This is a genomic window from Thioclava sp. 'Guangxiensis' (assembly GCF_045348365.1).
Lineage (GTDB): Bacteria > Pseudomonadota > Alphaproteobacteria > Rhodobacterales > Rhodobacteraceae > Thioclava > Thioclava kandeliae.
In genome coordinates this window covers 1,068,849-1,095,848 of sequence record NZ_CP155822.1, presented here as the reverse complement: position 1 = coordinate 1,095,848, position 27,000 = coordinate 1,068,849, and the positions used below count along the sequence as shown (strand labels likewise).

General features: G+C 57.8%; 27 protein-coding genes. 20 read left to right on the top strand and 7 right to left on the bottom strand.

Annotated features, from left to right (window positions below; translation table 11 throughout):
* The first annotated feature begins 13 nt into the window (after window positions 1–13).
* From ABEB22_RS05445 to ABEB22_RS05385, 13 genes are all read left to right on the top strand, one after another.
* Window positions 14–298, top strand: a complete 285-nt coding sequence (locus ABEB22_RS05445) for a hypothetical protein (protein ID WP_339113889.1) — start codon at window positions 14–16, stop codon at window positions 296–298.
* Window positions 270–974, top strand: coding sequence for a hypothetical protein (locus tag ABEB22_RS05440; RefSeq protein WP_339113890.1), 705 nt, complete (start codon window positions 270–272; stop codon window positions 972–974). Before ABEB22_RS05445 ends, ABEB22_RS05440 begins: the two co-directional genes overlap by 29 nt.
* Window positions 975–1,072: 98 nt before the next feature.
* Window positions 1,073–2,170, top strand: coding sequence for a carboxynorspermidine decarboxylase (gene nspC, locus ABEB22_RS05435; protein ID WP_406871005.1), 1,098 nt, complete (start codon window positions 1,073–1,075; stop codon window positions 2,168–2,170).
* Window positions 2,171–2,219: 49 nt separating this feature from the next.
* Window positions 2,220–3,464 carry a saccharopine dehydrogenase family protein gene (locus ABEB22_RS05430; protein WP_406871004.1) on the top strand — a complete coding sequence of 415 codons (1,245 nt, stop codon included), beginning with the start codon at window positions 2,220–2,222 and terminating at the stop codon, window positions 3,462–3,464.
* A gap of 175 nt (window positions 3,465–3,639) precedes the next feature.
* Window positions 3,640–5,739 carry a methyl-accepting chemotaxis protein gene (locus tag ABEB22_RS05425; RefSeq protein ID WP_406871003.1) on the top strand — a complete coding sequence of 700 codons (2,100 nt, stop codon included), beginning with the start codon at window positions 3,640–3,642 and terminating at the stop codon, window positions 5,737–5,739.
* A 97-nt stretch (window positions 5,740–5,836) separates the two neighbouring features.
* A complete protein-coding gene (locus ABEB22_RS05420) occupies window positions 5,837–6,100 on the top strand; it encodes a DUF6525 family protein (RefSeq protein ID WP_350936763.1) in 264 nt (87 codons plus the stop codon).
* Window positions 6,101–6,276: 176 nt separating this feature from the next.
* Complete coding sequence (gene rsfS / locus ABEB22_RS05415; protein ID WP_339113894.1) at window positions 6,277–6,642, top strand: ribosome silencing factor; 366 nt, start codon at window positions 6,277–6,279, stop codon at window positions 6,640–6,642.
* A 12-nt stretch (window positions 6,643–6,654) separates the two neighbouring features.
* Window positions 6,655–7,122 (top strand): 23S rRNA (pseudouridine(1915)-N(3))-methyltransferase RlmH, encoded by a 468-nt coding sequence (gene rlmH, locus ABEB22_RS05410; RefSeq protein ID WP_350936760.1) that lies wholly within the window; start codon window positions 6,655–6,657, stop codon window positions 7,120–7,122.
* Window positions 7,123–7,130: 8 nt separating this feature from the next.
* Window positions 7,131–7,856, top strand: coding sequence for a hypothetical protein (locus tag ABEB22_RS05405; protein ID WP_406871002.1), 726 nt, complete (start codon window positions 7,131–7,133; stop codon window positions 7,854–7,856).
* A gap of 88 nt (window positions 7,857–7,944) precedes the next feature.
* Window positions 7,945–9,477 (top strand): 2,3-bisphosphoglycerate-independent phosphoglycerate mutase, encoded by a 1,533-nt coding sequence (gene gpmI, locus ABEB22_RS05400; RefSeq protein WP_350936758.1) that lies wholly within the window; start codon window positions 7,945–7,947, stop codon window positions 9,475–9,477.
* Window positions 9,477–10,631 carry a murein hydrolase activator EnvC family protein gene (locus ABEB22_RS05395; RefSeq protein ID WP_406871001.1) on the top strand — a complete coding sequence of 385 codons (1,155 nt, stop codon included), beginning with the start codon at window positions 9,477–9,479 and terminating at the stop codon, window positions 10,629–10,631. Before gpmI ends, ABEB22_RS05395 begins: the two co-directional genes overlap by 1 nt.
* Window positions 10,632–10,652: 21 nt before the next feature.
* On the top strand, window positions 10,653–12,059 hold the full coding sequence (locus ABEB22_RS05390) for a S41 family peptidase (RefSeq protein WP_339113900.1): 1,407 nt from the start codon (window positions 10,653–10,655) through the stop codon (window positions 12,057–12,059).
* Between the two features lie 46 nt (window positions 12,060–12,105).
* Complete coding sequence (locus tag ABEB22_RS05385) at window positions 12,106–12,585, top strand: RNA pyrophosphohydrolase (RefSeq protein WP_350936752.1); 480 nt, start codon at window positions 12,106–12,108, stop codon at window positions 12,583–12,585.
* On the opposite strand, the gene ABEB22_RS05380 is transcribed toward ABEB22_RS05385, so the two are convergent.
* The 6 genes from ABEB22_RS05380 to ABEB22_RS05355 form a co-directional block, all read right to left on the bottom strand.
* A complete protein-coding gene (locus ABEB22_RS05380) occupies window positions 12,586–14,145 on the bottom strand; it encodes an L-aspartate oxidase (protein ID WP_406871126.1) in 1,560 nt (519 codons plus the stop codon). It lies immediately after the preceding gene.
* Between the two features lie 2 nt (window positions 14,146–14,147).
* Window positions 14,148–15,200 (bottom strand): quinolinate synthase NadA, encoded by a 1,053-nt coding sequence (gene nadA, locus ABEB22_RS05375; RefSeq protein WP_406871000.1) that lies wholly within the window; start codon window positions 15,198–15,200, stop codon window positions 14,148–14,150.
* A gap of 97 nt (window positions 15,201–15,297) precedes the next feature.
* Complete coding sequence (gene dnaQ, locus ABEB22_RS05370) at window positions 15,298–15,984, bottom strand: DNA polymerase III subunit epsilon (RefSeq protein WP_339113903.1); 687 nt, start codon at window positions 15,982–15,984, stop codon at window positions 15,298–15,300.
* Complete coding sequence (gene coaE / locus ABEB22_RS05365) at window positions 15,977–16,576, bottom strand: dephospho-CoA kinase (protein ID WP_406870999.1); 600 nt, start codon at window positions 16,574–16,576, stop codon at window positions 15,977–15,979. Before coaE ends, dnaQ begins: the two co-directional genes overlap by 8 nt.
* Complete coding sequence (locus ABEB22_RS05360) at window positions 16,573–17,409, bottom strand: shikimate dehydrogenase (RefSeq protein WP_406870998.1); 837 nt, start codon at window positions 17,407–17,409, stop codon at window positions 16,573–16,575. Before ABEB22_RS05360 ends, coaE begins: the two co-directional genes overlap by 4 nt.
* Window positions 17,406–18,005: a Maf family nucleotide pyrophosphatase gene (locus ABEB22_RS05355; RefSeq protein ID WP_406870997.1), complete on the bottom strand. Its 600-nt coding sequence runs from the start codon at window positions 18,003–18,005 to the stop codon at window positions 17,406–17,408. Before ABEB22_RS05355 ends, ABEB22_RS05360 begins: the two co-directional genes overlap by 4 nt.
* A 407-nt stretch (window positions 18,006–18,412) precedes the next feature.
* Between ABEB22_RS05355 and ABEB22_RS05350 the strand changes: the two genes are divergently transcribed.
* The 7 genes from ABEB22_RS05350 (at window position 18,413) to ABEB22_RS05320 (ending at window position 25,792) form a co-directional block, all read left to right on the top strand.
* On the top strand, window positions 18,413–18,889 hold the full coding sequence (locus tag ABEB22_RS05350) for a CopD family protein (protein WP_339113907.1): 477 nt from the start codon (window positions 18,413–18,415) through the stop codon (window positions 18,887–18,889).
* 122 nt (window positions 18,890–19,011) lie between these two features.
* Window positions 19,012–20,304 carry a transcription termination factor Rho gene (rho, locus tag ABEB22_RS05345; RefSeq protein WP_339113908.1) on the top strand — a complete coding sequence of 431 codons (1,293 nt, stop codon included), beginning with the start codon at window positions 19,012–19,014 and terminating at the stop codon, window positions 20,302–20,304.
* Window positions 20,305–20,325: 21 nt separating this feature from the next.
* Window positions 20,326–21,609: a tRNA uridine-5-carboxymethylaminomethyl(34) synthesis GTPase MnmE gene (gene mnmE / locus ABEB22_RS05340; RefSeq protein ID WP_406871125.1), complete on the top strand. Its 1,284-nt coding sequence runs from the start codon at window positions 20,326–20,328 to the stop codon at window positions 21,607–21,609.
* Window positions 21,610–21,620: 11 nt separating this feature from the next.
* Window positions 21,621–23,483, top strand: coding sequence for a tRNA uridine-5-carboxymethylaminomethyl(34) synthesis enzyme MnmG (gene mnmG / locus ABEB22_RS05335; protein WP_406870996.1), 1,863 nt, complete (start codon window positions 21,621–21,623; stop codon window positions 23,481–23,483).
* A 5-nt stretch (window positions 23,484–23,488) separates the two neighbouring features.
* The gene (gene rsmG / locus ABEB22_RS05330) at window positions 23,489–24,100 is read left to right on the top strand and encodes a 16S rRNA (guanine(527)-N(7))-methyltransferase RsmG (RefSeq protein WP_406870995.1); all 612 of its coding nucleotides are present in this window, start codon (window positions 23,489–23,491) and stop codon (window positions 24,098–24,100) included.
* A 10-nt stretch (window positions 24,101–24,110) separates the two neighbouring features.
* Window positions 24,111–24,914 (top strand): AAA family ATPase, encoded by an 804-nt coding sequence (locus tag ABEB22_RS05325; RefSeq protein WP_339114444.1) that lies wholly within the window; start codon window positions 24,111–24,113, stop codon window positions 24,912–24,914.
* Window positions 24,911–25,792, top strand: a complete 882-nt coding sequence (locus tag ABEB22_RS05320) for a ParB/RepB/Spo0J family partition protein (protein ID WP_339113911.1) — start codon at window positions 24,911–24,913, stop codon at window positions 25,790–25,792. Before ABEB22_RS05325 ends, ABEB22_RS05320 begins: the two co-directional genes overlap by 4 nt.
* Here the strand turns inward: ABEB22_RS05320 and hemW are convergent.
* Window positions 25,789–26,958: a radical SAM family heme chaperone HemW gene (hemW, locus tag ABEB22_RS05315; protein WP_406870994.1), complete on the bottom strand. Its 1,170-nt coding sequence runs from the start codon at window positions 26,956–26,958 to the stop codon at window positions 25,789–25,791. The genes ABEB22_RS05320 and hemW overlap by 4 nt on opposite strands.
* Window positions 26,959–27,000 lie beyond the last annotated feature (42 nt).

Here is a 27,000-nt window from a genome sequence, read left to right as displayed (position 1 = left end):
CAAGATCCGGCCTATGAAACATCTCTTTCTGATCCTCGCGCTCATATGCGCTATAGCAGCACCGGCGCAGGCGGACTGTTATGCCGATTACAAGGCCAAGCAGGACGATCCCTTGCGGCTGCATTACGGGGTTGCGAAACTCCCTGACACTGCCTGCAGCCGTGACGCGGCGCGGGCCGAGCTGGCTCCGCGCCTCAAGCGTGGCGGCTGGACGCTTTTGAATATCGTCTCCACCTTCGGGGACGAGGGGTTGGAAAAAAGGAAGCAAAGTGCGGGAAGCTATTTCCTCCGTTACTGAAGGGCTCAGGGCGGGCCAGCGCGCGCTGGTCTGGGGAGTCGTGGCGATCACCGCGATTCTGGGTCTGGCGGCGGCGTTGCTGTTTCTGGCGCTGCCGGATGCGGATGCCTTCAACACGCGGGTCGAGCAGATTTTTGTTGCCAATGACGCACTGACCCAACCCACCCAGCTGCGGCTTCTGGAGGTGCTGGCGCAATCGGGCACCGCATTTTCCGAAGTGCTGCAAAGCTACCGAATGATCATTTTCATCCTTCTGGTCTTTGCCACAGCGCTTCTGGTCGTGGCGCTGGTCTTTCTGATCATGATCATCGCCCAGAACAAGCGCATGGCCGAGATCAGCCGTCAGGGGATCGAGGTGCAATCGCTACGCATCCTGCGAGCGGAAAACATGGTGATGCTCAATGATATGGGATTCACCCTCACTCCCGCCGCGATCGAGACGCTGGCCGTGCTGGCCGAGGCGCGGCTGGATGACGACATCCTGACAGGCACCCAGATCGAGGCGATGATTACCGGCAAGCCCGAAACCGATTGCGAGGAATCCGCCGGCGCCACGCGGATCAAGCGCCTGCGCGACAGTCTGGGCAACCAGCTGGTGGCCGAGCTATTGGTGCGCAATATCGCCCGCAAGGGGTATACGCTGGCGGTCGAGCCTGCCCGCCTGAGGGTCGATTAGGGCGCTGCTTCGGTGCCTTCGTTACAAAGGCTTCGCTTGCGGGCGGGTCGCATCGGCCCTATATGGCCAAACGACTGTCCCGTAGCCGGAGATGCCCTATGCAAACGCCTTTCTATCTGCTTGATCGCGCGAAGCTGGTCCAGAACATGGAAAAGGTTGCCCGCCTGAGGGAGCTGTCGGGCGCCAAGGCGCTTCTGGCGCTCAAGTGCTTTGCCACCTGGTCGGTCTTCGACACGATGCGCGACCATATGGATGGCACGACGTCCTCCTCGCTTTACGAGCTGCATCTGGGGCACGAGAAATTCGGCAAGGAAACCCATGCCTATTCCGTGGCTTGGGCCGATCACGAGATCGACGAGGCGATTTCCTATGCCGACAAGATCATTTTCAACTCACTGAGCCAGCTCGACCGCTTTGCCGCCAAGGCGCAGGCCAAGGGCATCCAGTCCGGTCTGCGGCTGAATCCGCGGTTTTCGACCTCGGGATTCGATCTTGCGGACCCCGCACGGCAGTTCTCGCGCCTGGGCGAATGGGACCTGGAGCGGCTGGAAAGCGCGCTTGACCGAATTTCCGGCGTGATGGTCCATTACAATTGCGAAAACGGCGATTTCGACCTTTTCGACCGCCAGCTGACGCGGATCGAGACCGAATTCGGCTCCTTCCTGAAAAAGCTTGATTGGGTCAGCCTTGGCGGTGGCATCCATTTCACCGGCGAGGGCTATCCGCTTGAAAAGCTGGCCGCGCGTCTGAAGGCGTTTTCCGAAAACCTCAGCGTGCAAGTCTATCTCGAGCCGGGCGAGGCGTCGATCACCAAGACCGCAAGCCTTGAAGTGACGGTGCTGGACATTGTCGATAACGGCAAGAAGGTCGCCATTGTCGACAGCTCGATCGAGGCGCATATGCTGGACCTGCTGATCTATCGCGAAACGGCGAAACTGCCGCAGGGCGGCACGCATGACTATCAAATCGCGGGCAAGACCTGCCTGGCCGGCGATATCTTTGGCGATGCGCGTTTTGACAAGCCGCTGGAAATTGGCGACCGTATCAGCATTGCCGATGCGGCAGGCTATACGATGGTCAAGAAGAACTGGTTCAACGGTGTGGCCATGCCCGCCATTGCCATCCGCGAAGAGGACGGCTCCATCACGCCGGTCCGTGAATTCACCTACGAAGACTACCGGTCTTCGTTGTCCTGAGGGTTAAAAGCCCCCTTCCCCTGTCCAAGAGAAAAAGGAGACAGCCGAAGTGAAAAAGAACGTGCTCATCATCGGTGCCGGTGGCGTGGCGCAGGTCGTGGCGCATAAATGCGCCCAGAACAACGATGTTTTCGGAGATCTGCATATCGCATCGCGCACCAAGTCGAAATGCGACGCGATCGTTGCCAGCGTTCGCGAGAAGAACGCGATGAAGCTCGACGGCACGTTCGGCACCCATGAGGTCAATGCGCGCGATACCGCCGCCGTGGCCGAGCTGATCCGCAAGGTGGATGCGCAGATCGTTATCAATGTGGGCTCCGCCTTCGTGAATATGTATGTGCTCGATGCCTGCATCGAGACCGGTGCCGCCTATATCGACACCGCCATCCATGAAGAACCCGAGAAGATCTGCGAGACCCCGCCGTGGTATGCCAATTACGAGTGGAAGCGCCGCGACACCTGCACCGAAAAAGGCATCACCGCTATTCTGGGCGCAGGTTTTGACCCGGGTGTTGTGAATGCCTTTGCGCGGTTTGCCATCGACCAGATGGACGAGGTGAAATCGATCGATATCGTCGATATCAACGCGGGCTCGCATGGCAAATATTTCGCGACCAATTTCGACCCCGAGATCAATTTCCGCGAATTCACCGGCACCGTCTATTACTGGGAAGACCAGAAATGGAAGGAAACCTCGATGTTTGCCTCCGGCAAGACCTGGGATCTTCCGGTGGTCGGTCCGTCCAAGGCCTATCAGTCGGGTCATGACGAGGTGCACTCGCTGGCGACTAACTATCCGCAGGCCGATGTGCGCTTTTGGATGGGCTTCGGCGACCACTATATCAATGTCTTCACGGTTCTGAACTCGCTGGGTCTCTTGTCCGAACAGCCGGTGAAAACCGCCGAAGGTCAGGACGTCGTGCCGCTGAAACTGGTGAAGGCGGTGCTGCCCGATCCGTCGTCGCTGGCACCCGACTATACCGGCAAGACCTGCATCGGCGATCTGGTAAAGGGCACGAAAGACGGCAAGGATGTGGAGCTGTTCGTCTATAACGTCGCCGATCACAAGGAAGCCTATGAGGAAGTGGGCTCGCAGGGCATCTCCTATACCGCGGGTGTGCCGCCAGTGGCGGCCGCTATGCTGGTCGCCTCGGGTGAATGGGATGCCAAGACGATGAAGAACGTCGAGGAGCTGGATCCCAAACCCTTCTTCACGATCCTCGACCGGATCGGTCTGCCGACCCGCGTGCAGATCGGCGGTATCGGTGGCGAGGACAAAGCGTGGAACGCGTGAGTCTCGCTCTTTAAGTGTATTCTGGAAACCCGCCTCTCTCAGGGCGGGTTTTTCTCTTGAAAACTGCCAGAACATATAAAGAAAATACAGGTTTGATCACTTATTCCCCAGAGCGGAAAGGAAGGATTCATATCTGAGCATTAAGACTACTCCCGACGATTTCAGGAGTGTTGTCATGACGTTTGTTTCGAATCTGCGAATCTCGACGCGGATTTATTCGATTATTGGGTTCTCCGTCCTGACGAGTCTGGCCATCGCCGTGACGATGTTCAGCTTCATGGTCAGCAATACCTATGACATGCGTGAGGCCCATCTGCGCGATGTCGTGGATAGCAGTGTCAGCCAGCTTGCCGCATTGCAGACCGAGGTCACCGCCGGAAAACGGACGCTTGAAGAGGCCAAGACTGAGGGCGCGCGTATCTTGAATGCAGCGCGTTACGACGATGGCAACTATCTGTTCGCGTTCAGCAAGGACCTGAAACTCGTCGCGCATGGACGCGACCCGCAACGTGCAGGCGAGGACCAGAGCCAGTTCAAGGATCCGAACGGCGTGTTTGTCTACCGCGATCTGGGTAAGCTCGCCGCAGAGGGTGGTGGCCTGCTACATTACAGCTCCAAACGGACTGGCGGCGATGGTGCGGACGAACAGATCCCGAAAATCAGCTATTCCCGTGCTTTCGAGCCTTGGGGTTGGGTCGTCGCGACAGGCTCCTACATCGCGGATATTCAGGCGCAGATTGCGCAGATCCGCAACATCGCGGCCGCAATTTTCATTGCCGGTTTCCTTTTTGTCGGAGCGGTCTGCTGGCTTATCGCGCGGTCCATTACTTCCCCGATCCGTGGCCTCAAGGAGCGTATGGGCGCCCTGTCCGATGGTGACGTCGATAATGCCATTCCCTTTACCCATCAGAAAGACGAAATCGGAGAGATGGCCCGGGCTGTCGAAACCTTCCAGCTTTCCATCCGCCGTGGCGCGGAGATGGAGGAAGAGGCCAACCGACAGAAAGCCGAACAGGAAGCGGTGAAGGCTCAGGCCGAAGCCGACCGCCGTGCTCATGAACAGGAAGCCATCGAAGCCGAACGCCGCGAGATGGAGCGCAAAGCTGCTGATCAAGCCGAGCGCGAACGCATGCGGGCCGAAACCGAAGCCGAGCGTGAAGCTCATGCCGAGAAGCAACGCAAGGTCGTGTCCGAACTGGCAATCGCCCTTACTGCGTTGGCTGAAGGGGATCTGACCCAACGCATCGACACCGTATTCCCCTCCGAATATGAGGCCCTCCGCAACGACTTCAACCGGACAGTGACGAAACTGGAAGGTCTGATTGGAACGATTAGTGCAACAGCGGCAGTGATAGAGCGCCAGGGCCATGATATCACGGTTTCCTCGGAAGATGTTGCCCGTAAAACCGAAACCACGGCAGCAACGCTGGAAGAAACCGCTGCAGCCCTGCAGGAGCTGACATCTTCGGTGCAGCAGGCGGCTCAGGGTGCCAATGAGGCGGACAAGGTCGTGCAGGAAGCACGCGGCGAGGCCGAACGCAGTGGGGACGTGGTTTCACAGGCCGTAGATGCCATGCAACAGATCCAGGACAGCTCGAGCCGGATTTCCCGCATCATCGATGTCATCGACGATATCGCCTTCCAGACCAACCTTCTGGCACTTAATGCCGGTGTCGAAGCTGCCCGCGCGGGCGAAGCGGGACGTGGTTTCGCAGTCGTGGCCTCCGAAGTGCGGGCACTGGCCCAGCGATCCTCCGAGGCAGCGCGTGAGATCAACACCCTGATTTCCGAAAGTGGCGATCATGTGTCAAAGGGTGCTACCATGGTGAACGAAGCAGGGAGTGCATTACAGCGCATCGCCGCCTCTGTGTCGCGGATCTCGCATCACGTCTCCGATATTGCCCGTTCCGCGACCGAGCAATCCTCTGGAGTGACCGAGATCAATAACTCTGTGGCCCATCTTGATGCCAATAGCCAACAGAATACTGCCCTGTTCCAGGATACCCTGATGGCCAGCAAAGAGCTAACCGCAGCAGCCGTGGATCTGCGCAGCTCGACGGCACAATTCAAATTGCGATCCACGACTGCAAGTAGCACCGATCGCAGTGGTTCTTGGAAAAGCGCGCCGGCTGCGCCAAAACCCGCGTCCAAGCCCGCTGCCCCGCCGCGCGCCCAAAAGCCGATGGCACCTCCGGCACCCAAACCCCAACCGGCGCCCGTGACCAAGAAGCAGGTGAACGGACCGGATTTAAATGACGATTGGGAAGATTTCTAAGGCCGATACTAACCGAAGCCGCCCTCAGGGCGGCTTCATTCTGGTCTCTCGACACCAGATTTCAAGCCGATTATAGATATGATATATCATTACTAAAATGGGCTTGAAAATGGCAGGAAACCTGGGATCGACAAAGCTTAAAAGGCCGAACAAATCCAACGCGATGCAGAATTATGACGCCCTACCCGCCGCTTTGCGGCGATGGGTTGCACAAGCGGCTTTACCGTGGTCTGCCAAATCCTGCCACAAGATCTGGTCACGCAGTCATGCACGCGGAGAAACGCTTCAGAATATTCTCATTCGGCTTGATCGCGCCGAGCAGCGCGCACTGGCACGGGATCGCCGCCTACGGCAGATTTGAGCCTGTTTTGCTTGTAGTAAGGAATTTGCGCCTACCAAAGTTGAGATTTCTATCCGCAGATGCTATTTTGACAATATGCCTAGCGTCGGGGCTTGGACGGCGTGCAACTTTCGGAGGACTATGTCCTGTCTCATCCTGAACTCGCAGCGGTCGACACCGGTGCAATGGTGGTGCCTATGACTGCTGATACCGTGGCCAATACCAACCTGAAAAGCGATCAAATCCTTCAATGCGTCCTGACCTCGCTCGACGATGACAAGGCTGAGGAAGTCGTCACGATCAGCCTAGCAGGCCGTTCGTCGATTTCGGACCATATGGTGATTTGCTCGGGCCGTTCCAGCCGTCAGGTCGGCGCTATTGCGGAAAAGCTGAGCGAGCGCCTGAAAGAAGAATTCGGCGTTTTCTGCAAGATCGAAGGCAAGGATGCGGGCGACTGGGTTCTGGTCGATGCGGGCGATGTGATCGTGCATGTCTTCCGTCCCGAGGTGCGAGAGTTCTACCAGCTCGAAAAAATGTGGGTGCCGACCAGCGACGCCAGCTGATCCAGTAACATCATGAAACTGACTGTTCTTGCAGTGGGCCGGCTTCGTAAAAGCCCCGAGCTGACACTGATTACGGACTATCTCGACCGTTTCAACAAAGCGGGCCGTAGCCTCGGGCTAGGGTCCGCTTCTGTTGTTGAGGTTGAAGACAAGCGCAATCTGGGCATGGCCGAGGAAGCCAAACTGCTGGAGCGGGCCATTCCCGATGGCGCGGCTATCGTCACGTTGGACGAACGTGGGCAGATCATCTCTTCTCCCGACTTCGCCGATAAGCTCGGGAATTGGCGCGATCAGGCCCGCGATGTCTGCTTCATCATCGGTGGCGCCGACGGGATCGACCCATCGCTCCGGCAGCGCGCGGACTTCTCGATCAGCTTCGGACAGATGGTCTGGCCCCATATGCTGGTGCGCGTCATGCTGACCGAGCAGATCTATCGTGCGGGCCAGATTCTGGCAGGCACCCCCTATCATCGCGTCTGATCAGACAGATGGCGGGCGATCCCGAGTTCCAGACGATTTCGGACAAGGCGCTCTCGCCGCGCGGCATGGCGCTTCTGGGCTATCAGCGCACCAAGCATATCTCGAAACAGGCACAGAAGGCTTGGGCTGAAGGAAATCCTACGCCCCTGATCCTAGAGACCTCCGCCAATCGCCGCGAAATTTTCGAAGCGATCTTGGCCGAGATCAAAGCGGATTACGATCCGCTTTCCGAAGCGCTTGCCAAGGCCGAGATCGTCCCGAAATCCATCATCGATATCGGATGCGGGCAGGCGCTGGGGGATCTGTTCTTCCTGATCGAATTCGATCCCGCTTTCCTTCTGGTCGATATCGAGGAAACCCGTGAGCAGTATCACTTCTGGGCCGAAAGCGGTGCGGGCTATGCCTCGCTTGCAGAAGCCTCCGGCCTTCTTCGGGAAAACGGTGCACGGCTGGTGCGCGCTATCAACCCGCGCAAAACGCCCGAGCAACTTGCTGGCCTCCATGCTGATCTTGTAATATCAACTATATCTTGTGGGTTCCACTACCCTATTACGCCTTATATTGAGTTATTCCAAAATACATTGCGGAAGGGCGGCGCGATCATTCTCGACTTGCGCCGGTCTTATGCAGATGCGCCCGACAAAGCGTTGGAGACCCTGTTCGAGATGTCTCTGCTGACCGAAATCCCCTGCTCCGAGCCAAAATCCGCGCGGCTGCTTTTTACCCCTGCCTGACGCGACAATATGAATGATCCGCATCGATAAACTTGCCGCATGGCAGTAGAACGCTTATGCAGAACCTGCTGATTTGAAAGAGGCCGCCATGACCCATCCCAAACCCGTTGTTCTTTGCATTCTTGACGGTTGGGGCGAACGCGCCGAGACGACCGGTAACGCTCCTGCCCTTGCCAAGACCCCGAATATCGACCGGATCTGGGCGGAGAGCCCGAAATCGACGCTGATCACCTTCGGTCCCGATGTCGGCCTACCGACCGGCCAAATGGGTAATTCGGAAGTGGGGCATACCAATATCGGCGCGGGTCGTGTGGTGGCAATGGATCTGGGCCAGATCGATCTGGCGATCGAGGACGGGTCTTTCTTCAAGAATGAGGCGCTTCTGGATTTCACCCAGAAGATGAAAGCCTCGGGCGGGAGCGCGCATCTGATCGGCGTGGTATCCGATGGCGGTGTGCATGGCCATATCGAGCATGTGCTGGCAGGCTGCCGCGCATTGACCGAGGCGGGCGTGCCGGTTGTGCTCCATGCGATCACCGATGGCCGCGATGTGGCCCCCGATAGTGCCGCACGGTTCATGGATGACCTGATGGACCGCCTTCCCGAAGGCGCCACCGTGGGTACCGTGATCGGCCGTTATTGGGCGATGGACCGCGATAACCGCTGGGAGCGCGTGGGCCGTGCCTATGACGCGATCACCAAAGCTTCGGGCGATGTGTCCCATGCCGAGACGCCGCAGGCGGCAGTCAAACAGAGCTATGACGGGGGCAAGATGGATGAATTCATCGCGCCGACCGTCATTGGCGATTACAAGGGCACAAAATCCGGCGACGGGTTCTTCTGCCTGAACTTCCGCGCCGACCGCGCACGCGAGATCCTGAAGGCGCTGGCCGAACCCGAGTTTGCGGAAGAAGGCATCGACACCTCGGCACGTCCCGAATGGGCGGCCCTGCTGGGCATGGTCGAGTATTCGGATAGCCATAACGCCTATATGACCACCGCCTATCCAAAGGCGAAGATCGTCAATACGCTGGGCGAATGGGTCTCGAAACAGGGCAAGACGCAGTTCCATCTGGCCGAGACCGAGAAATATCCGCATGTGACCTTCTTCCTCAATGGCGGCAAGGAAGAGCCGTGGGAGGGTGAGGACCGCTTCATGCCGAAATCGCCGAAAGTGGCGACCTATGACCTGCAGCCCGAGATGTCCGCCCCCGAGGTGACCGACAAATTCGTGGAAGCCATCGAGAAGGGCTATGACCTGATCGTGGTGAATTATGCCAATGGCGATATGGTGGGCCATACCGGCTCGCTCGAGGCGGCGATGGCGGCCTGCGAGGAGATCGACCGCGATATCGGGCGCGTGCGCGAGGCGCTCGAAAAGGCGGGTGGCGCGATGATCATCACCGCCGATCACGGCAATTGCGAGACGATGATCGACCCCGAAACCGGCGGTCCGCATACCGCGCACACCACCAATCTGGTGCCGGTGGCACTGGTGGGCGGGCCGGAAGGTGCCAAGCTGCATGAAGGCCGTCTGGCCGATCTGGCGCCAACGCTGCTGGGCCTGATGGGTCTGCCTGTGCCGGAAGAGATGACCGGCCAGAGCCTGATCGACCTCTGATGAAGTTCGGCTTCCGGTTTCTTGCCACGGTTCTTCTGTCCGGCCTCCTGTCTCAGGGGGCCGGTGCCGCGACCAATCCGGCGATGGATAATGCGTTGCAGGCGGCTGAAAACCTGCGCGGCGCGATTGCGGCGATGGATGGGGCAAAGACCAAAGCCGAGCGGATCGAGAGCCTGACCGCCACGATCAATGCCTATGAGCACGGGTTGAGCGCGCTGCGCGACGGGCTGCGGCGGCTGGCCATCCGTGAAGCCGAGATCAAGCAGAGCTTCGATGGAAAGCGCGATGAGATCGGCAGGCTACTGGGCGTGATGACCACGATGCAACAGACCGACGGTCCGATGCTTCTGTTACACCCGTCAGGGCCGGTGGGCACCGCGCGGTCAGGGATGATCCTCGGTGCGGTGACACCGGCCTTGCAGGAACAGGCCAAGGATCTCTCGGTAAAGCTTAACGAGATCAAGCAGATGCGCGATATCCAGCAGGGCGCGATCGACGTGCTGGCCAAGGGCATGGAGTCGGTCCAGACCGCCCGCACCCAGCTGGCCGAGGCGATTGCCAAGCGCGAGGCCCTGCCCGGTCGTTATCTGGAAACGCCCGAGGACCTGCAGCAGCTGGTGCAGAGCGCCGATACGCTGGAAAGCTTTGCCAGCGGCATTCTCGATCTGGATAGCGATATCGGTGCGCCGATGACCAATTTCCAGTCGGCGATGGGCACCCTGCCGCTACCGGTGATCGGGTCGGTCCTGCGCAAGTATAACGAGGCCGATGCCGCAGGCATCCGTCGCCCCGGCTGGGTGATCGCCACCGCCCCATCGGCGCTGGTTACCGCGCCCTGGCCCGCAACTATTCGTTACCTCGGCCCACTTCTCGACTACGGAAATGTGATGGTGATCGAACCATCCGACGGATATCTTTTGGTTCTGGCGGGCCTTGGAACCGTGTATGGAGAAACGGGTGACGTTGTGCCGCAAGGCGGTGCATTGGGCATGATGGGTGGCAAAGAGCCGAGCGCCCGTGAATTCGGTGTCGATTTTGTCGACAGCGCCGTCAAAGGCAGTAGCGCCGACCGAACGGAAACGCTTTATATGGAATTACGCAAGGGCGATGAGCCGATTGATCCTGCTGATTGGTTTGTTCATGGTTCGAAATGACAGGACGGGATTGAGGTTAGGATGAGAAAACTGGTCATGGCGGCTCTGGGCGGAACAGTCGCAGGGGTCCTGCTCTCCACGCAGATTGCCGCGCCCCTGATGGCGCAGGAAGCGGATGACTCGGCCGCCACTTACGAGCAACTGGACCTGTTCGGCGATATTTTCGACCGTATCCGCAAGGACTATGTCGAGAAGGTCGACTCCAAGAAGCTGATCGAAGCGGCCATCAACGGCATGCTCAGCTCGCTTGATCCGCACTCGAGCTATATGCCGCCCGATGATTATCAGGATATGCAGGTCCAGACCCGCGGCAGCTTCGGCGGTCTCGGGATCGAGGTCACGCAGGAAGATGGCTTCGTGAAGGTCGTCTCGCCGATGGATGGCACCCCTGCCGCCGAAGCGGGCCTGAAGACCGGCGATTTCATCACCCATGTCAATGGCGAGAGCCTGCTTGGCCTGACGCTCGATCAGGCGGTTGACCTGATGCGCGGCCCCGTCGGTTCCGAGATCACCGTGACCATCGCGCGCAAGGGCGAGCAGGACCCGTTCGATGTGACGATGACCCGCGACACCATCAAAATGGCGGCCGTTAAAGGACGTCTGGAAGGCTCGACCGTGGTTCTGCGGATCTCGACCTTCAACGACCAGACCTATCCGAACCTCAAAGACCAGCTCGACAAGATGGTCGAGGAAGCTGGCGGTATGGACAAGGTCTCGGGCTTCGTGCTGGATCTGCGCAACAACCCGGGTGGTCTGCTGACGCAGGCGATCAAGGTGTCTGACGCGTTCATCGACAAGGGCGAAATCGTTTCGACCCGTGGACGTAACCCCGAGGATAGCGAGCGCTTCAACGCCACGCCGGGCGATCTGGCTGATGGCAAGCCGATCGTGATCCTGATCAATGGCGGCTCGGCCTCTGCTTCCGAGATTGTGACCGGTGCGCTTCAGGACCACCGCCGTGCCATCGTGGTGGGCGAGAAGAGCTTCGGCAAGGGCTCGGTCCAGACCGTCATGCCGATCAAGAATGAAGGCGCGATGCGTCTGACCACCGCGCGCTATTACACGCCATCGGGGCGCTCTATCCAGTCGCTGGGCATCGCGCCCGATATCGTCGTGGCACAGCCCACGCCGGTCGCGAATGCGGATGATGAGGCCAATACCGACAGCAACCAGATGCGGTCGGAAGCGGATCTGCGCGGCGTGCTGAGCAATGACTCGATGACCGATGACGAGAAGAAGCAGGCCGAGGAAGAGATGAAGCGGGCCGAGGATGCGGCGGAGCTGCGCAAGGAAGACTACCAGCTTGCCTACGCCATCGACATTCTCAAGGGCCTGAGCGCCATCGCACCGGAAGTGGCAACCAAAGCCGCCGAAGATGCGACCGAGGCGCCGGCCGCAACACCCGAAAAGGCCGATGCCAAAAAATGACCAATCGGGGCCCTGCGGGGCCCCTTTTCTTTCAAGGACGACGGATATGCAGGATTATAGCACTCTCCCCTATCGCCCCTGTGTCGGCATCGTGCTGATCAATAAGGACGGGTTGATCTGGGCGGGCAAGCGCATCGATAGCAAGGCAGACGCATGGCAGATGCCGCAAGGCGGTATCGACGATGGCGAGAAACCCAAGGAAGCCGGTCTGCGCGAGCTCTGGGAAGAGACCGGCGTAACGGCGGATCTGGTCGAGAAGCTGGCCAAGACCGAAGACTGGGTGACCTATGACTTGCCCGAAGAACTGTTGGGCAAAGCATGGGGCGGTAAATATCGCGGCCAGAAACAGAAATGGTTCGCCTTCCGCTATCTGGGCGACGATAGCGCCTTCAACATCGCAACCGAACATCCCGAATTCTCGGAATGGGGCTGGAAAAGCTCGGCCGAGCTGATCGCCTCGATCGTGCCGTTCAAACGCGGGGTCTATGAGGCCGTGCTGGGCGAGTTCAAAGATCTCGTGAAATGATCACGCGGGTTGCTGCGCGAGGGTGATTGCATCGCGCAGCGCCTCCGCTTGGGCAAGCGTCATCAGACTGCGATTGGCCTGCGCCGGATCGGGCTGCGGGTAATCCGCGCGGAAATGCCCGCCACGGCTCTCGCGGCGCCCGTGAGCGGCACAGGCGATCAGGGTTGCCGTGGCCAGCATATTGCGCAAAGCGGTATTCTCTTCTCCCTGCGAGAGCATCTGAAGCGTCCTGATTGTCGCCTCTAGCCCATCGCGGTTCCGCACGACCCCTACCCCATCGGTCATTGCCTGCCGCAATCGGGCGATTTTCGCCATATCGGGCTGGCTGCCGCCTTGCGGAAACTCGAGCACCAGCTCCGGCGCGGAGCGGGCAGAGAGCCCTTCTACGATATCATCGGCACAGATCCGGCCGTAGACGAGCGCCTCCAGAAGCCCGTTCGAGGCCAGACGGTTGGCACCATGTAAACCGGTGGAAGAAGCCTCGCCGCAGACCCAGAGCCCGTCAAGGCTACTGCGCCCCTGCGCATCGACCGCAATCCCGCCCATATGGTAATGGGCGGCCGGTGCCACCGGAATGGGCTGCACTGCAGGATCGATCCCCGCCGCCATACAGGCCTGCGCCACAGCCGGAAACCGCGCATGGATCTCGGCGCCCAGCACCTGCCGCGTGTCCAGAACGGGCACGCGCCCTGCCTGATATTCACGGTAGACGGCCCGCGCCACGATATCGCGCGGTGCAAGCTCGGCATCGGGATGTTCACCCAGCATGAAGCGCTGACCGAGCGAATTCACAAGGATCGCGCCTTCGCCGCGCAGGGCCTCGGTTGCCAGCGGCGCAGGGTCCAGCCCGACCGCGATGGCGGTAGGATGGAACTGCACGAATTCGGCATCGGCAATCACCGCCCCTGCCCGCGCGGCCATGCCGATCACCTGCCCTCGGATTCGTGCCGGATTGGTGGTGACCGCGTAAAGACCGCCGGAACCTCCCCCTGCCAGCAGGATCGCAGGCGCATGGATAGCGAGGCTCCCCGAAGGCTGGTCCGCGCGGGTCAGGCGCACCCCCGTTACCCGCTTCCCCGTCGTCAGAAGATCGACTGCCATCACGCCTTCAAGCACCTGGATCGACGGCGTGGCGCGCACCTTGGCAATCAGGCTCTGCATTATTTCGCGCCCTGCCTGATCGCCTTTCACGCGCACCACACGTGCCGCCGAATGGGCCGCCTCGCGCGACATGACATAGCCGCCCTGTGCGTCGCGGTCGAATGGTGCGCCAATATCGGTCAGCTGGAGGATATGACGCGCGGCTTCTGCCGTCACCATGTTCGCGATCTCGGGCAAGACGGTCCCTGCCCCAGCGATTTCAGTATCGCGGGCATGAGCTTCAGGGCTGTCGGAGGCATCCATCGCCGCCGCAACTCCGCCTTGTGCCCAAGCGGAAGATGCCCCCTCGCCCAATTTTTCGGGCGAAATCAACACCACCGGCTGCGGTGCCAAACGCAAGGCCGCATAAAGCGCGCCAAGCCCCGCACCGACGATCACGACGCGGTCCGTCCGATGGATGGTCACTTCGTGACAGCCCTGGACAGCTCGATCATCCGCTCGACTGCGATGCGCGCCTTACCGGCCACCAGCGGATCGACCTCGACCGCCTCGCTGCCCGTATGCAGAGCCCAGAGAATTTTCTCGAGCGTGATCTTCTTCATATAGGGGCACATATTGCACGGGCCGGTAAATTCGATCTCGGGCAGGGCATCCGATATATTAGATGCCATCGAGCATTCGGTCACCAGCATTGCCTTGGCCGGCTTATGGGTGGTGACATAGTCGATGATCCCGCTGGTCGAACCGGAATAATCGCAAGCATCGACCACGTCAGGCGGGCATTCAGGATGCGCGATGATCGTGGTGTCGGGATTCATAGCGCGGAATTCATTGATATCTTCCGGTGTATATTGCTCGTGCACGATGCAGGAGCCCTCCCACCAGACGATGTTTTTCTGCGGCACCATATTGGCCACGTTCTGCGCCAGATACTGATCCGGCGTCATGATGATCGTGTCTTCAGGAAGAGCTGCCACGATCTGCGCGGCATTGGATGAAGTGCAGCAGATATCGGAGGCGGCCTTCACCTCGGCGGTGGTGTTCACATAGGACACGACAGGCGCACCCGGATATTTTGCGCGCATCTGCGCGATACCGTCGGCGGTAATGCTTTCCGCCAGCGAACAGCCCGCCTCGACATCGGGGATCAGCACGATCTTGGCCGGATTGAGGATCTTCGAGGTCTCGGCCATGAAATGCACGCCGCACTGGACAATGATCTCGGCCTCGACCTTGGTGGCCTCGATGGCCAGTTGCAGGCTGTCACCCACAACATCTGCCACTCCGTGATAGATCTCCGGCGTCATATAGTTATGCGCCAGAATGACCGCATTTTTCTCGGCTTTCAACTTGTTGATCGCGGCGATATAGGGCGCGTAGCGCACGAAATCCGGAAACGGGATCACCCGATCCATCTTCGCGTGAATATCGGACATGGATTGCGCCAGCTCGACCGAGGGTGTCAGATCGTAAACCTCGGCAAGCTGCGCGCGCATCGCGGTAAAATCAAGCATGGCTTCCTCCCAGACCCCTCACTCGGGCTGGGCTTTACGCTATTTCCTCTCTGAATTGAACGAAAAAATAACGATCAGCCAATGTTTTACCAAATAGTCAGCGTTTCCAGATCGCATTCTCGCCCAGTTTGGCGATGAAGGCGGCGTGGGCCGCAGCCTCTTCATCGGTCAGCCGCGAGGGCAGAACATGAGGGCGCGGCGAGGGTCGCCAGATCTCGGAGGGGCCGCTTGTTTGGCCACCCTGTTCGAGGTTCAGACCGAAGCCTGGCTGGCGGCCACCGATCAGTTCGAGATAGACCTCGGCCAGAATTTCACTATCGAGAAGCGCGCCGTGCAGCGTCCGCGAGGAGTTGTCGATCGAAAACCGGCGGCAGAGCGCATCGAGCGTCGCAGGCGAGCCCGGGAACTTGCGTCGCGCCATGGCAAGCGTATCGACCGCGCGGTCATCGGCGATCAACGGTTTTTTGACCCAGCCCAGTTCGGCATTGAGAAAACGCATATCGAACTTCGCATTATGGATCACGAGCTTTGAATCCGGTCCAATGAAATCCAGAAAATCCTGAGCAATCTCGATGAATTTGGGCTTGTCGGACAGGAATTCCTCACCCAGCCCATGAACCTGGAACGCCTCGGTCGGCATATCGCGCTCGGGATTGATATATTGATGATAGGTCTTGCCCGTCGGCATATGGTTGAAAAGCTCCACCGCGCCGATCTCGACGATCCGGTGGCCTTCATTCGGCTCGAACCCCGTGGTTTCGGTATCGAGAACGATCTCACGCATGCGGCTTCTCCCTGATCTGGTCTATGAGGCGTCGCACATCTCGGGCCGTGGTTTCAAGGTCCAGTGTCTCGATGACATAATCGGCGCGGGCGCGTTTTTCGGCATCCGGCAGCTGTTTGGCACGGATCATCTCGAATTGCTCGGGTGACATTGTTCCACGTGAAAGAACACGCGCGCGCTGGATCTCGGGCGGGGCCGTGACCACCAGAACGGCGTCACAGACCTGATCCGCGCCGGTCTCGAACAGGAGCGGAATATCAAGAAGCAGGATCGGTGCATTGGCATGGTCTGCGACAAACCCCATGCGCGAGGCCGCCGTGAGCGGATGGACGATAGCCTCGATACGGGCAAGGGCAGCGGGATCGGCTTTCAGCACTTCCCTGAGAGCACCGCGATCCACCATCCCGTCTACTACTGCTTGCGGATAAAGAGCGGCAATAGGCGCCACTGCGGCGCCGTCCTTGCCATAGAGCTGATGCACGGTGGCATCCGCATCCCAAACAGGCACACCGTTATTCATAAAAAAGGATGACGTCGTCGATTTTCCCATCCCGATGGAGCCGGTTACCCCCAAGATGAAGGGACGGCTCATTTGCCCAGCACTTCCGCGCGCAGGGCATCTGTCACCTCGGGTGTCTGGCCGAACCAGCGCTCGAACCCCGGACGGCCCTGATGCAGCAACATGCCCAGACCATCAACGATCTTGCAGCCCCGCGCCTGCGCCTTCTGCAGGAAGGCCGTCACCAGAGGCACATAAACGATATCGGCGGCCAGAGCAGTTGCTGGCAGCAGATCAAGAGAGATATCAAAAGGTGGCTGGCCTGCCATACCTAGAGATGTGGTGTTGATCGCTGTAGCCACTCTGTCGAAAATCGACGCGGCATCAGCCCAATCATAGACCTTCACCTTGGGACCGAAGGCTTCGGCAAGCGCTTCGGCACGCGCCCTTGTGCGGTTGCAGAGACGGATTTCCGGCGCGCCCGCCTCCAGAAGCGAGACAATGATCGCCCGTGATGCCCCACCCGCGCCGAGAACAGCCGCCGGACCCGCGCCGGGCTCCCACTCGGGGGCGGATTGCTTCAGATTGGCAATGAACCCGAACCCGTCGGTGTTATCGGCATGGATGCGGCCATCCGCGCCCAGAACCAGCGTATTGGCCGACCCGATCAGTCGCGCGCGTTCGGTGACCTCATCGGCGAGCGCAAGCGCGGCCTCCTTATGCGGAATGGTGATGTTGCAGCCCACAAACCCCGCCTTGTGCAGACCGCGCAGCACGGGTTCGAGATCCTCCGGTGCCACATCCATCGGCACATAATGTCCTGCCAGCCCGTATTGGCGCAGCCAGTAGCCATGCAAGGCCGGTGACAGCGAATGCGAGATCGGATGACCGATCACCCCTGCAAGCGGGATCTTTTTATGGCTCATGTCGTCAGCTCCCCCCGCGCACGCAGCCAGTTCAGAAGCTCCATCAATGGCAGCCCCAGAACATGGAAGTAATCGCCTTCCACCTTGGAAAACAAGCGCACGCCTTCCTCCTCGAGCTTGTAGCAGCCCACCGCATGGCGGATCGAGTCCCAATTTCGAGTGACATAATCCTTAATGAAGGCCTCGGACAGCTCGTGCATCGTCAGCCGCACCACACCGATATGCCGCCACAGGGGCTCGTTGTCGCGCACGATGACAGCGGCGGAGAGAAGTTTATGCGTTTTGCCCGAGAGCGCCGCCAGATGCGCCATCGCCTCTTCGGGCGTCTCCGGCTTGGAAAAGATCCGGCCATCGAGATCAAGAACCTGATCAGCGCCCAGAACCATAACCCCTGCCAGATTGCGTGAGAGCTTCTTGGCTTTCATCTCGGCGAGAAAATCCGCGATATCGCGCGGCGGTGCGCCTTCGGCCTCCATCGAGGCACGGATCATCTCCTCATCGATACGGGCGGGTTTGGCCACAATTTCCAGCCCCGCATTGCGCAGCAATTGAGCCCGGATTTCGGATTGGGATGCCAAGAGAATGGGGATAGTCATGTGGATAAGCCTCTCGGTAACCGTCTGTATAAAACGGGGGATAACCCCGACCTCGGGTTTTCTCCACAATTTATGGCCGGTTCTGTCAAGTCTCAGGGTGAGTCTTCCACCTGTGAATTGAGTCTTCCCCTTGCTGTGAGCGACTCATTGGGGCAAAGTTTTCCCACCATATTATCCACAACCCGAATCGGGGTTTGCAAACTTTGCAAAGTCTTGAAAATATAAATAATTTCGCAATTGGGGCTTGGTTTATTCGCAATGTGGGTAAATAGCTTATCCACTGTGGATAAATCAGGGAATATCCGTGGATCCACAGTATCCACAGGGCCTATAATCATCTTCTATTCTTTCTTAATATTACTTTTATATTTAGAGAGGGGTCGGCGCCTAACACCGGAGACCGGACCATGCTGACAGCCGTGCAGGATTTTCTCGCAATCCATTATCCATGGATCAAAGCGTTCCACGTGATCTCGGTTCTGGCGTGGATGGCCGGTCTGTTCTATCTGCCGCGGCTCTATGTTTATCACGTCGAAGGGCTAAGAAAGCAGGGCGTCACCCGAGGGTCTGATATGGACCAGCTGTTCCAGCATCAGGAACGGCTTCTTCTGAAGGCGATCATGACCCCGGCGATGATCGCATCGTGGTTTTTCGGGCTCTGCTTGGTAATGATCCCCGGAGTGGTCGATTGGACGATGGCATGGTCTTGGGTGAAAGCCGCATCCGTGATCGGGATGACGGGGTTCCATCACTGGCTGTCCGGACGCCGCATAGATTTCGTGAAAGGGCAGAACCGGCATAGCGGCCGGACCTATCGATTGATGAACGAGCTGCCGACGCTCTTCATGGTCCTGATCGTGCTGGCTGTGATCGTGAAGTTCTAGGCAATCGTTGACTCGAGGCGCAATTTGATCTAGCGGATGACAAAACCCCGCTCGTCCTGAGCGGGAGTCACTCCGTTTATATCGAGATTTCTTTCCGGCTGGTCCGGAAACGAGGGGAATTCATGACCGAAGAACGTCCGCATCCCGAAGACGAGCGTTTGAACCTGTTCGATCTGAAGGCGAAAAGCCCGAAGGCGCTTCTGGCCATGGCCGAGGAGTGGGAGATCGAGAACGCTTCGACGATGCGTAAGGGCGAGATGATGTTCGCGCTGCTGAAGGCGCATGCGGAAGATGATATCACCATTGGTGGGGACGGGGTTCTGGAAGTTCTGCAGGACGGTTTCGGCTTCCTGCGCTCGACCGAGGCAAACTATCTGCCGGGTCCGGACGATATCTATGTCTCGCCCGACATGATCCGCCAGCACGCGCTGCGCACGGGTGATACCGTTGAGGGCATTATCCGCTCTCCGGGCGAGAACGAGCGGTATTTCGTGCTGACCAAAGTCGAGCAGATCAATTATGAAGCGCCCGAAAAGGCGCGCCACAAGGTTGCCTTCGACAACTTGACGCCGCTCTATCCCGATGAGCGCCTGAAAATGGAGATCGAAGATCCGACGATCAAGGACCGCTCGGCACGGATCATCGATCTGGTGGCGCCGATCGGGAAGGGGCAGCGTTCGCTTATCGTGGCGCCGCCGCGTACCGGTAAGACCGTCCTGCTGCAGAATATCGCGACCTCGATCGCGAGAAACCATCCCGAATGCTATCTGATCGTTCTTCTGATCGACGAACGTCCGGAAGAGGTGACCGATATGCAGCGTTCCGTGAAGGGTGAGGTTGTGTCCTCCACCTTCGACGAACCGGCAACGCGCCACGTCGCAGTCTCCGAGATGGTGATGGAAAAGGCCAAGCGCCTCGTTGAACACAAGCGTGACGTGGTGATCCTGCTCGATTCGATCACGCGTCTGGGCCGTGCGTTCAACACCGTTGTGCCGAGCTCGGGCAAGGTTTTGACAGGTGGTGTCGATGCCAACGCGCTGCAACGTCCGAAGCGTTTCTTCGGCGCGGCACGAAATATTGAAGAGGGCGGGTCGCTGACCATCATTGCCACCGCGCTGATCGATACCGGTTCGCGCATGGACGAGGTCATCTTCGAGGAATTCAAAGGGACGGGGAACTCCGAGATCGTTCTCGACCGCAAGGTTGCGGATAAACGCGTCTTCCCGGCCATGGATATTCTCAAATCGGGCACCCGGAAAGAGGATCTGCTCGTCGAGCAGAAGGATCTGCAGAAGACCTATCTGCTGCGCCGTATCCTCAATCCGATGGGCACAACCGATGCGATCGAGTTCCTGAACTCGAAGCTCAAACAGACCAAAACCAATTCGGAATTCTTCGACTCTATGAACGGCTAAGCCGTTCCCGAGAGGGATATGATGGATACGATCTTTGCACTGGCCACTGCCCGCGGAAAAGCGGGGGTGGCCGTTATTCGTATTTCCGGGCCGAAAGCCTGGCAGGCTGCCTCGCGTCTTTGCGGGTCTCTACCGGCTGCGCGACAGACGGCCTTGAGGGTTCTGCGTCTTGACGGCGAGGTGCTGGACGAGGCGGTGGTGCTGCCTTTCGCTAAAGGGCATAGCTTTACTGGTGAAGAAGTCGTCGAATTCCATATCCATGGTGCGATCGCGACGGTGAGTGCTGTTCTGCGGGCCTTGGGTGAGGATCCGGATTTACGTATGGCTGAGGCAGGCGAATTTACCCGCCGCGCAATGGAGAATGAAAGGCTGGATCTTTCTCAGGTCGAAGGGCTGGCTGATCTCATTGAGGCGGAAACAGAATCCCAGAGAAAACAGGCACTTAAGGTTCTCTCTGGTTCGGTTGGCAAGGTCGTTGAAGGCTGGCGGGAGCGGCTGGTGCGTGCCGCCGCGCTGCTGGAAGTCACGATCGATTTCGCCGATGAAGAGGTTCCTGTTGATGTAACACCAGAGGTCATGGCCGAGATTGATGCTGTTCAGATCAGTCTTGGAGACGAGATCAAGCGCTTTGGTGCGGCGGAGCGCATCCGTGACGGGTTCGAAGTCGCTATCGTTGGTCGCCCTAATGCCGGAAAATCTACGCTTCTTAATGCTTTAGCAGGGCGTGAAGCGGCTATTACGTCGGAAATTGCGGGCACGACACGTGACGTGATCGAAGTGCGCATGGACCTCGCAGGATTGGCGGTCACGTTGCTGGATACGGCAGGTCTTCGCGAAACCGACGATGTTGTCGAGGCTATCGGGGTAAATCGAGCGATTTCACGCGCCAATGAGGCAGATCTGCGGGTATTCCTTCTTGATGGCGAAGACCTACCGCTCCTGACACCTGATGATGATGATCTCATCGTCTATGGCAAGGCAGATATTTTCGAGGGGCAGGGGCTTCGTGTCTCGGGAAAAACAGGCGCGGGCATTGACGAGCTGGTTGCGAAGATTACCGCCAAATTATTACGGCAGGCACAAGGCGCCGGGGTTATGACGCGGGAACGACATCGTGATGCGCTGATAAACGCAAACCGGGCTTTGGATTCGGCCCGATATGAGGTAATGAGCGGTCTAGATCGCCCCGAGCTTTCCGCTATCTATCTTCGTGAGGCCGCGCGGTCGTTGGAATCCCTGTTGGGCAGGGTAGATGTCGAGAATCTCTTGGATGAGATATTCTTGAGTTTTTGCATCGGGAAATAGGAGTGTTTCACGTGAAACATTTTGACGTTATTGTCGTTGGCGGTGGTCACGCCGGTACGGAAGCGGCCCATGCATCCGCCCGCATGGGAGCAAAGACTGCTTTGGTAACGCTTCGGCGCGATGCCATCGGGGTTATGTCTTGCAATCCTGCTATTGGTGGGCTCGGCAAAGGACACCTCGTTCGAGAGATCGACGCCATGGACGGTGTCATGGGGGTTGTTGCCGACCGCACCGGGATTCAATTCAGGCTTTTGAACCGCCGTAAAGGACCTGCGGTACAGGGGCCGCGTGCTCAGGCGGATCGAAAGCTCTATCGCGAGGCTATGCTCGAACTTACCGAACTTCAGGAAAACCTTTCAATCATTGAAGGGGAAGCCGTCGACTTGCTTACCCTTGACGGGCGCGTCAGCGGGGTAACGCTCGCAGACGGATCCGAGGTCCGCTGCCGGTCGGTAATCTTGACAACAGGGACCTTCTTGCGCGGCGTGATCCATATCGGTGATAAAAGCTATCCGGGTGGACGGATGGGGGATCGCCCTTCGGTTCCGCTCGCGGATCGACTCGACTCGCTCGCCTTACCGCTTGGACGTCTTAAGACGGGCACACCGCCAAGGCTTAATGGGAAAACTATTGATTGGTCTATCCTCGAGAGCCAGCCCGGGGACGATGATCCTGTGGTCTTCAGCTTTATGAATACGAAGCCGTTCGCGCGACAGATTTCCTGCGGGATTACGCATACTAATGAAGCGACCCATCAAATCATCCGTGATAATCTCTCCCGTTCGGCTATGTATGGCGGTCATATCGAGGGGGTAGGGCCCCGTTACTGCCCGTCGATCGAAGACAAAATTGTCCGGTTTGCCGATAAGACATCTCATCAGATTTTCCTCGAGCCCGAGGGGCTTGATGACGATACCGTCTACCCAAATGGTATTTCCACCTCGCTACCTGAAGATGTTCAGACCGATTATGTTCGGTCTATTCGTGGCTTGGAGCAAGTCGAGATTCTACAGCCGGGCTACGCTATTGAATATGATTACGTCGATCCGCGTAGCCTCGATGCGTATCTTCAGGTTCGTAATCAGCCAGGGCTATATCTCGCTGGCCAGATTAATGGCACCACTGGCTATGAGGAGGCAGCTGCACAGGGTCTGGTTGCCGGACTTAATGCGGCAGCTTCGGCGTCAGAGAAGGAGGCTGTCGAGTTTTCACGCACACAGAGTTATATCGGAGTGATGGTCGATGATCTCATTACTCGCGGAGTAACCGAACCCTATCGGATGTTTACCTCGCGGGCCGAGTTCCGACTTTCCCTTCGCGCCGATAACGCGGATCAACGCCTTACGCCCTTGGCAATGCGGATTGGCTGCGTATCTGATAAGCGTATTACGCAATTCTCTATTAAGCAGGAAGCGCTAGTGCATGGGCGTGAAAAGCTTGACGCATTGTCGCTTACCCCGAAAGAGGCCATTGAAGCGGGCTTCAAAGTAAATCAGGATGGGCAGCGTCGTTCTGCATTCTCGTTCCTGTCATTCCCTGACATAACATTCGAAGATCTCAAGGTGGTCTTCCCAGAATTGTCCGAGATTGAATCCCCGATTGCGGATCAGCTTTCAAAAGATGCGCTATATGCCAATTATCTGGTTCGACAGGATCGCGATATTGCAGCGATGCAGAGAGATGAAGCTTGGAAGATTCCTTCCGATTTTGAATATGGTTCGCTTTCGGGGCTTTCTAACGAGCTTCGTTTAAAGCTCAGTAAAGCGCAGCCAAGCACGTTAGGGCAGGCGGGGCGTGTCGACGGGGTGACGCCCGCAGCCCTTGCTCTCATTCTTGCGAAGCTTCGGCAATCGCGTAAAATTAAAACGGCTTGACGTCTATGTCTATACACCAATTCCCTGCCGATGTTTCACGTGAAACAATTGAGCGCTTCGATCTCTACGAAGCGCTCGTCTCAAAGTGGAATCCTGTAATCAATCTGGTTGCAAAATCTACGGTCTCGGATTTTAAGCATCGGCATCTCCAGGACTCCATTCAGGTATATCAAAACGATATGAGCTGGACGCGGTGGGTTGATATGGGGTCCGGTGGCGGATTGCCTGGTATTGTCGTTGGCATTATCGCAGCTCAAAATAAACCAGATGCCGAGATCCACTTGATCGAGAGTGATCAGAGAAAATGTGCATTTCTTCTGACATGCGTGCGCGAATTGGGGTTGAATATAAAGGTTCATAGTCAACGTATCCTCGAAATTCCCTCCTTGGCCGCAGATATTGTCTCTGCTCGCGCGCTTGCGTCGCTTGATATGCTTCTCGAGTTCGGGTGTCATCACGGAAATAAGACGGCTACTTTTCTGTTTCCGAAGGGCACAAACTGGAAAAGTGAAGTGGCAGAAGCTCAAAAGACATGGACCTTCGAGTATGAAGCACTTAAAAGCGTCACAGATCCGGATGCAACAATACTGAAAATCGCAGGAGCACAGCGTGTCTGAGCAGTCCTTTATGAAGGCACCACGCATTATTGCCGTTACCAACCAGAAGGGTGGGGTTGGTAAAACAACCACAGCGATTAATTTAGCTTGCGCTTTGATTGAACAAGGGTGCCGGGTCTTGGTGGTTGACCTCGATCCTCAGGGCAATGCATCGACAGGTCTTGGTGTCGAGCTAGAAGATCGGGACTTCAGCACCTACGACCTACTCACAGCGGATGCAGAACCCGCCGATATAATCCGGAAAACGGAGTGGGATGGACTATGGTTGAGCCCCGCGACCACAGATCTTTCCTCCGCAGACATGGAACTCCATGATGTGGATCAGCGGAGCTTCCTCCTTCAGAAAGCGCTACGCTCGGAACATATAAACGACTTCGAGTTTGACTATATTCTTATTGATTGCCCGCCATCTCTTAGTCTTCTGACCGTTAATGCGATGGTTGCGGCGGATTCCGTTTTGGTTCCGCTACAAGCGGAGTTCTTTGCTCTTGAAGGCCTCTCGCAGCTCATGCTTTCGGTGCGAGAAGTGCGGCAAGGCGCCAATCCTTCACTTCGTATTGAGGGGGTTGTGCTGACGATGTATGACGTTCGCAATAATCTCTCCCAGCTTGTAGAGGCGGACGCCCGCGCAACGCTTGGAGAAATCGTGTTCAAGACAATGATTCCGCGGAATGTGCGGATCTCCGAAGCGCCATCCTATGCCCAATCCGTACTGCATTACGATAGTAGCTCGCGAGGGGCGAAGGCCTATCGCGCACTTGCCAAAGAATTATTGGAACGCCATGAAAGCGTTAAGCCGCAGGGGGCCGTATGAGCAAGAAGCCTGAACGCCGTGGACTTGGGCGCGGATTAAGCGCCTTGATGGCTGATGTAAATCTAGAACCCAATCAGGATAATACGGTGCCGCGTCGTCCCGAAAGCTTCATTCCGATCGAGAAAATCGAGCCTAATCCCGAGCAGCCGCGCCGTCATTTTGACGAGCAGGCTCTTCAGGAACTCGCGGATTCCATCCGTGAGAAAGGGGTCATTCAGCCTCTGATCGTGCGGGCACATCCCAAAACGGCCGATATGTACGAGATTGTTGCGGGGGAGCGCCGCTGGCGCGCGTCGCAACTCGCGCAGCTACATGAAGTTCCGGTTATCATTCGCGAGTTTAACGATACCGAAGTTCTGGAAGTCGCGATTATCGAGAATATCCAGCGCGCCGATCTTAACCCGCTGGAAGAAGCTCTCAGCTATCGGCAGTTGATGGACCGGTTCGGACATACTCAGGAAAAGGTCGCAGAAGCGCTCTCGAAGAGCCGTAGTCATATCGCAAACCTTCTTCGCCTGCTCAACTTGCCGAATGAAGTTCAGGATTATCTCCGCGATGGACGTCTGACGGCAGGTCATGCGCGTGCGATGATTACCGCAGATGACCCGGTGGCATTGGCCAAAGAGGCCGTCGCAAAAGGTCTTTCGGTGCGGGAAGTCGAGCGCAAAGCAAAAGCACCTGTGGGGGAGAAAAAGCCTAAGGCCCGTATCGCCCCCGAGAAGGATGCAGATACACGGGCGCTGGAAGCAGATCTCTCGGCCACTATTGGCATGAAAGTCGAGATCAACCATAAAGGCGAGGAAGGTGGAACAGTTGTTCTAACCTATAAAGACCTCGAACAGCTTGATGCGATCTGTCAGGCGCTAACCAAGATCTAATCGGGCAACAGCTCTCTGATCACGGCGTTCAATACCGCGCGTCCCTCACGGGTCGCGCGTATTTTGTTGTCATCTGCCTCTATCATACCAATGCTGGCAAGATGAGCGAGACGTTCTTCGTTGAAATCATCGCGGCTCAGAGCAATGTAGCGATGTCGATCGAGCCCTTCGGCAAGACGCATACCGAATAGAAGGAACTCCGTTACCTCCTCGTCGCGACGCAATGCTTCGCGAAACGCCTCTCCGGAACCCGTTTTCTTCACCTGGCTCAGCCACGCACCGGGTTGTTTCAGAGTGTCCGTGGCATGACGGATACCGTTGCGGGTCAGGCGGCCATGCGCCCCTGGACCAATGCCGAGATAATCGCCGTAGCGCCAATAGATGAGGTTATGGCGACTTTCAGAGCCTAATTTGGCATGGTTAGACACTTCATATGCCGGAAACCCGGCTGCTTCTGCTAGATCTTGTGTAAGCAGATACATATCGGCCGCACTGTCATCGTCGGGTACGCCTTTCAGCAAGCCGCGCTCTGCCCGTGCGCCGAACACGGTCCCGTCTTCAACGGTAAGTTGATAAAGAGACAGGTGATCAATCGCCATCGAGAGGGCTTCATTCAGCTCTTGTCGCCAATGATCGAGCGTCTGGTCCTGTCGCGCGTAGATAAGGTCGAAGCTCACACGGTCAAAGACGGAGCGCGCGATATCAAAGGCTTTGCGCCCTTCCGCGGCAGAATGCATTCGGCCCAGCTTGCGTAGATCGGCATCATTGAAGGCCTGCATCCCCATTGACACACGGTTCACACCGGCCTCGGAATAGGCACGAAAGCGTCCAGCCTCGATACTGGTCGGGTTCGCCTCAAGGGTGATCTCCAAGTCATTGGACAGCCGCCAGCTGGAGCGCACTTTTGTCAGGATGGCATCGACTACGTCAGGGTCCATTAGCGAGGGGGTGCCACCGCCAAAAAACACTGTGTTGAGCACACGGCCTTCTGTTTCACGCGAAACACGGTCGATTTCTGAAAGATAGGCCTCTGCCCAGACGTGTTGGTCAATCTTTGTGCTGACATGCGAGTTGAAATCGCAATAGGGGCATTTGGCGGCGCAGAAGGGCCAATGGATATAGAGCCCGAAGCCTCCGGCGCGCCAGTCTTCATCGTGATGGGTCATCGGAGCTCCGGAGGCTGGTGCCACGGGAGGCCGTGGCACGAT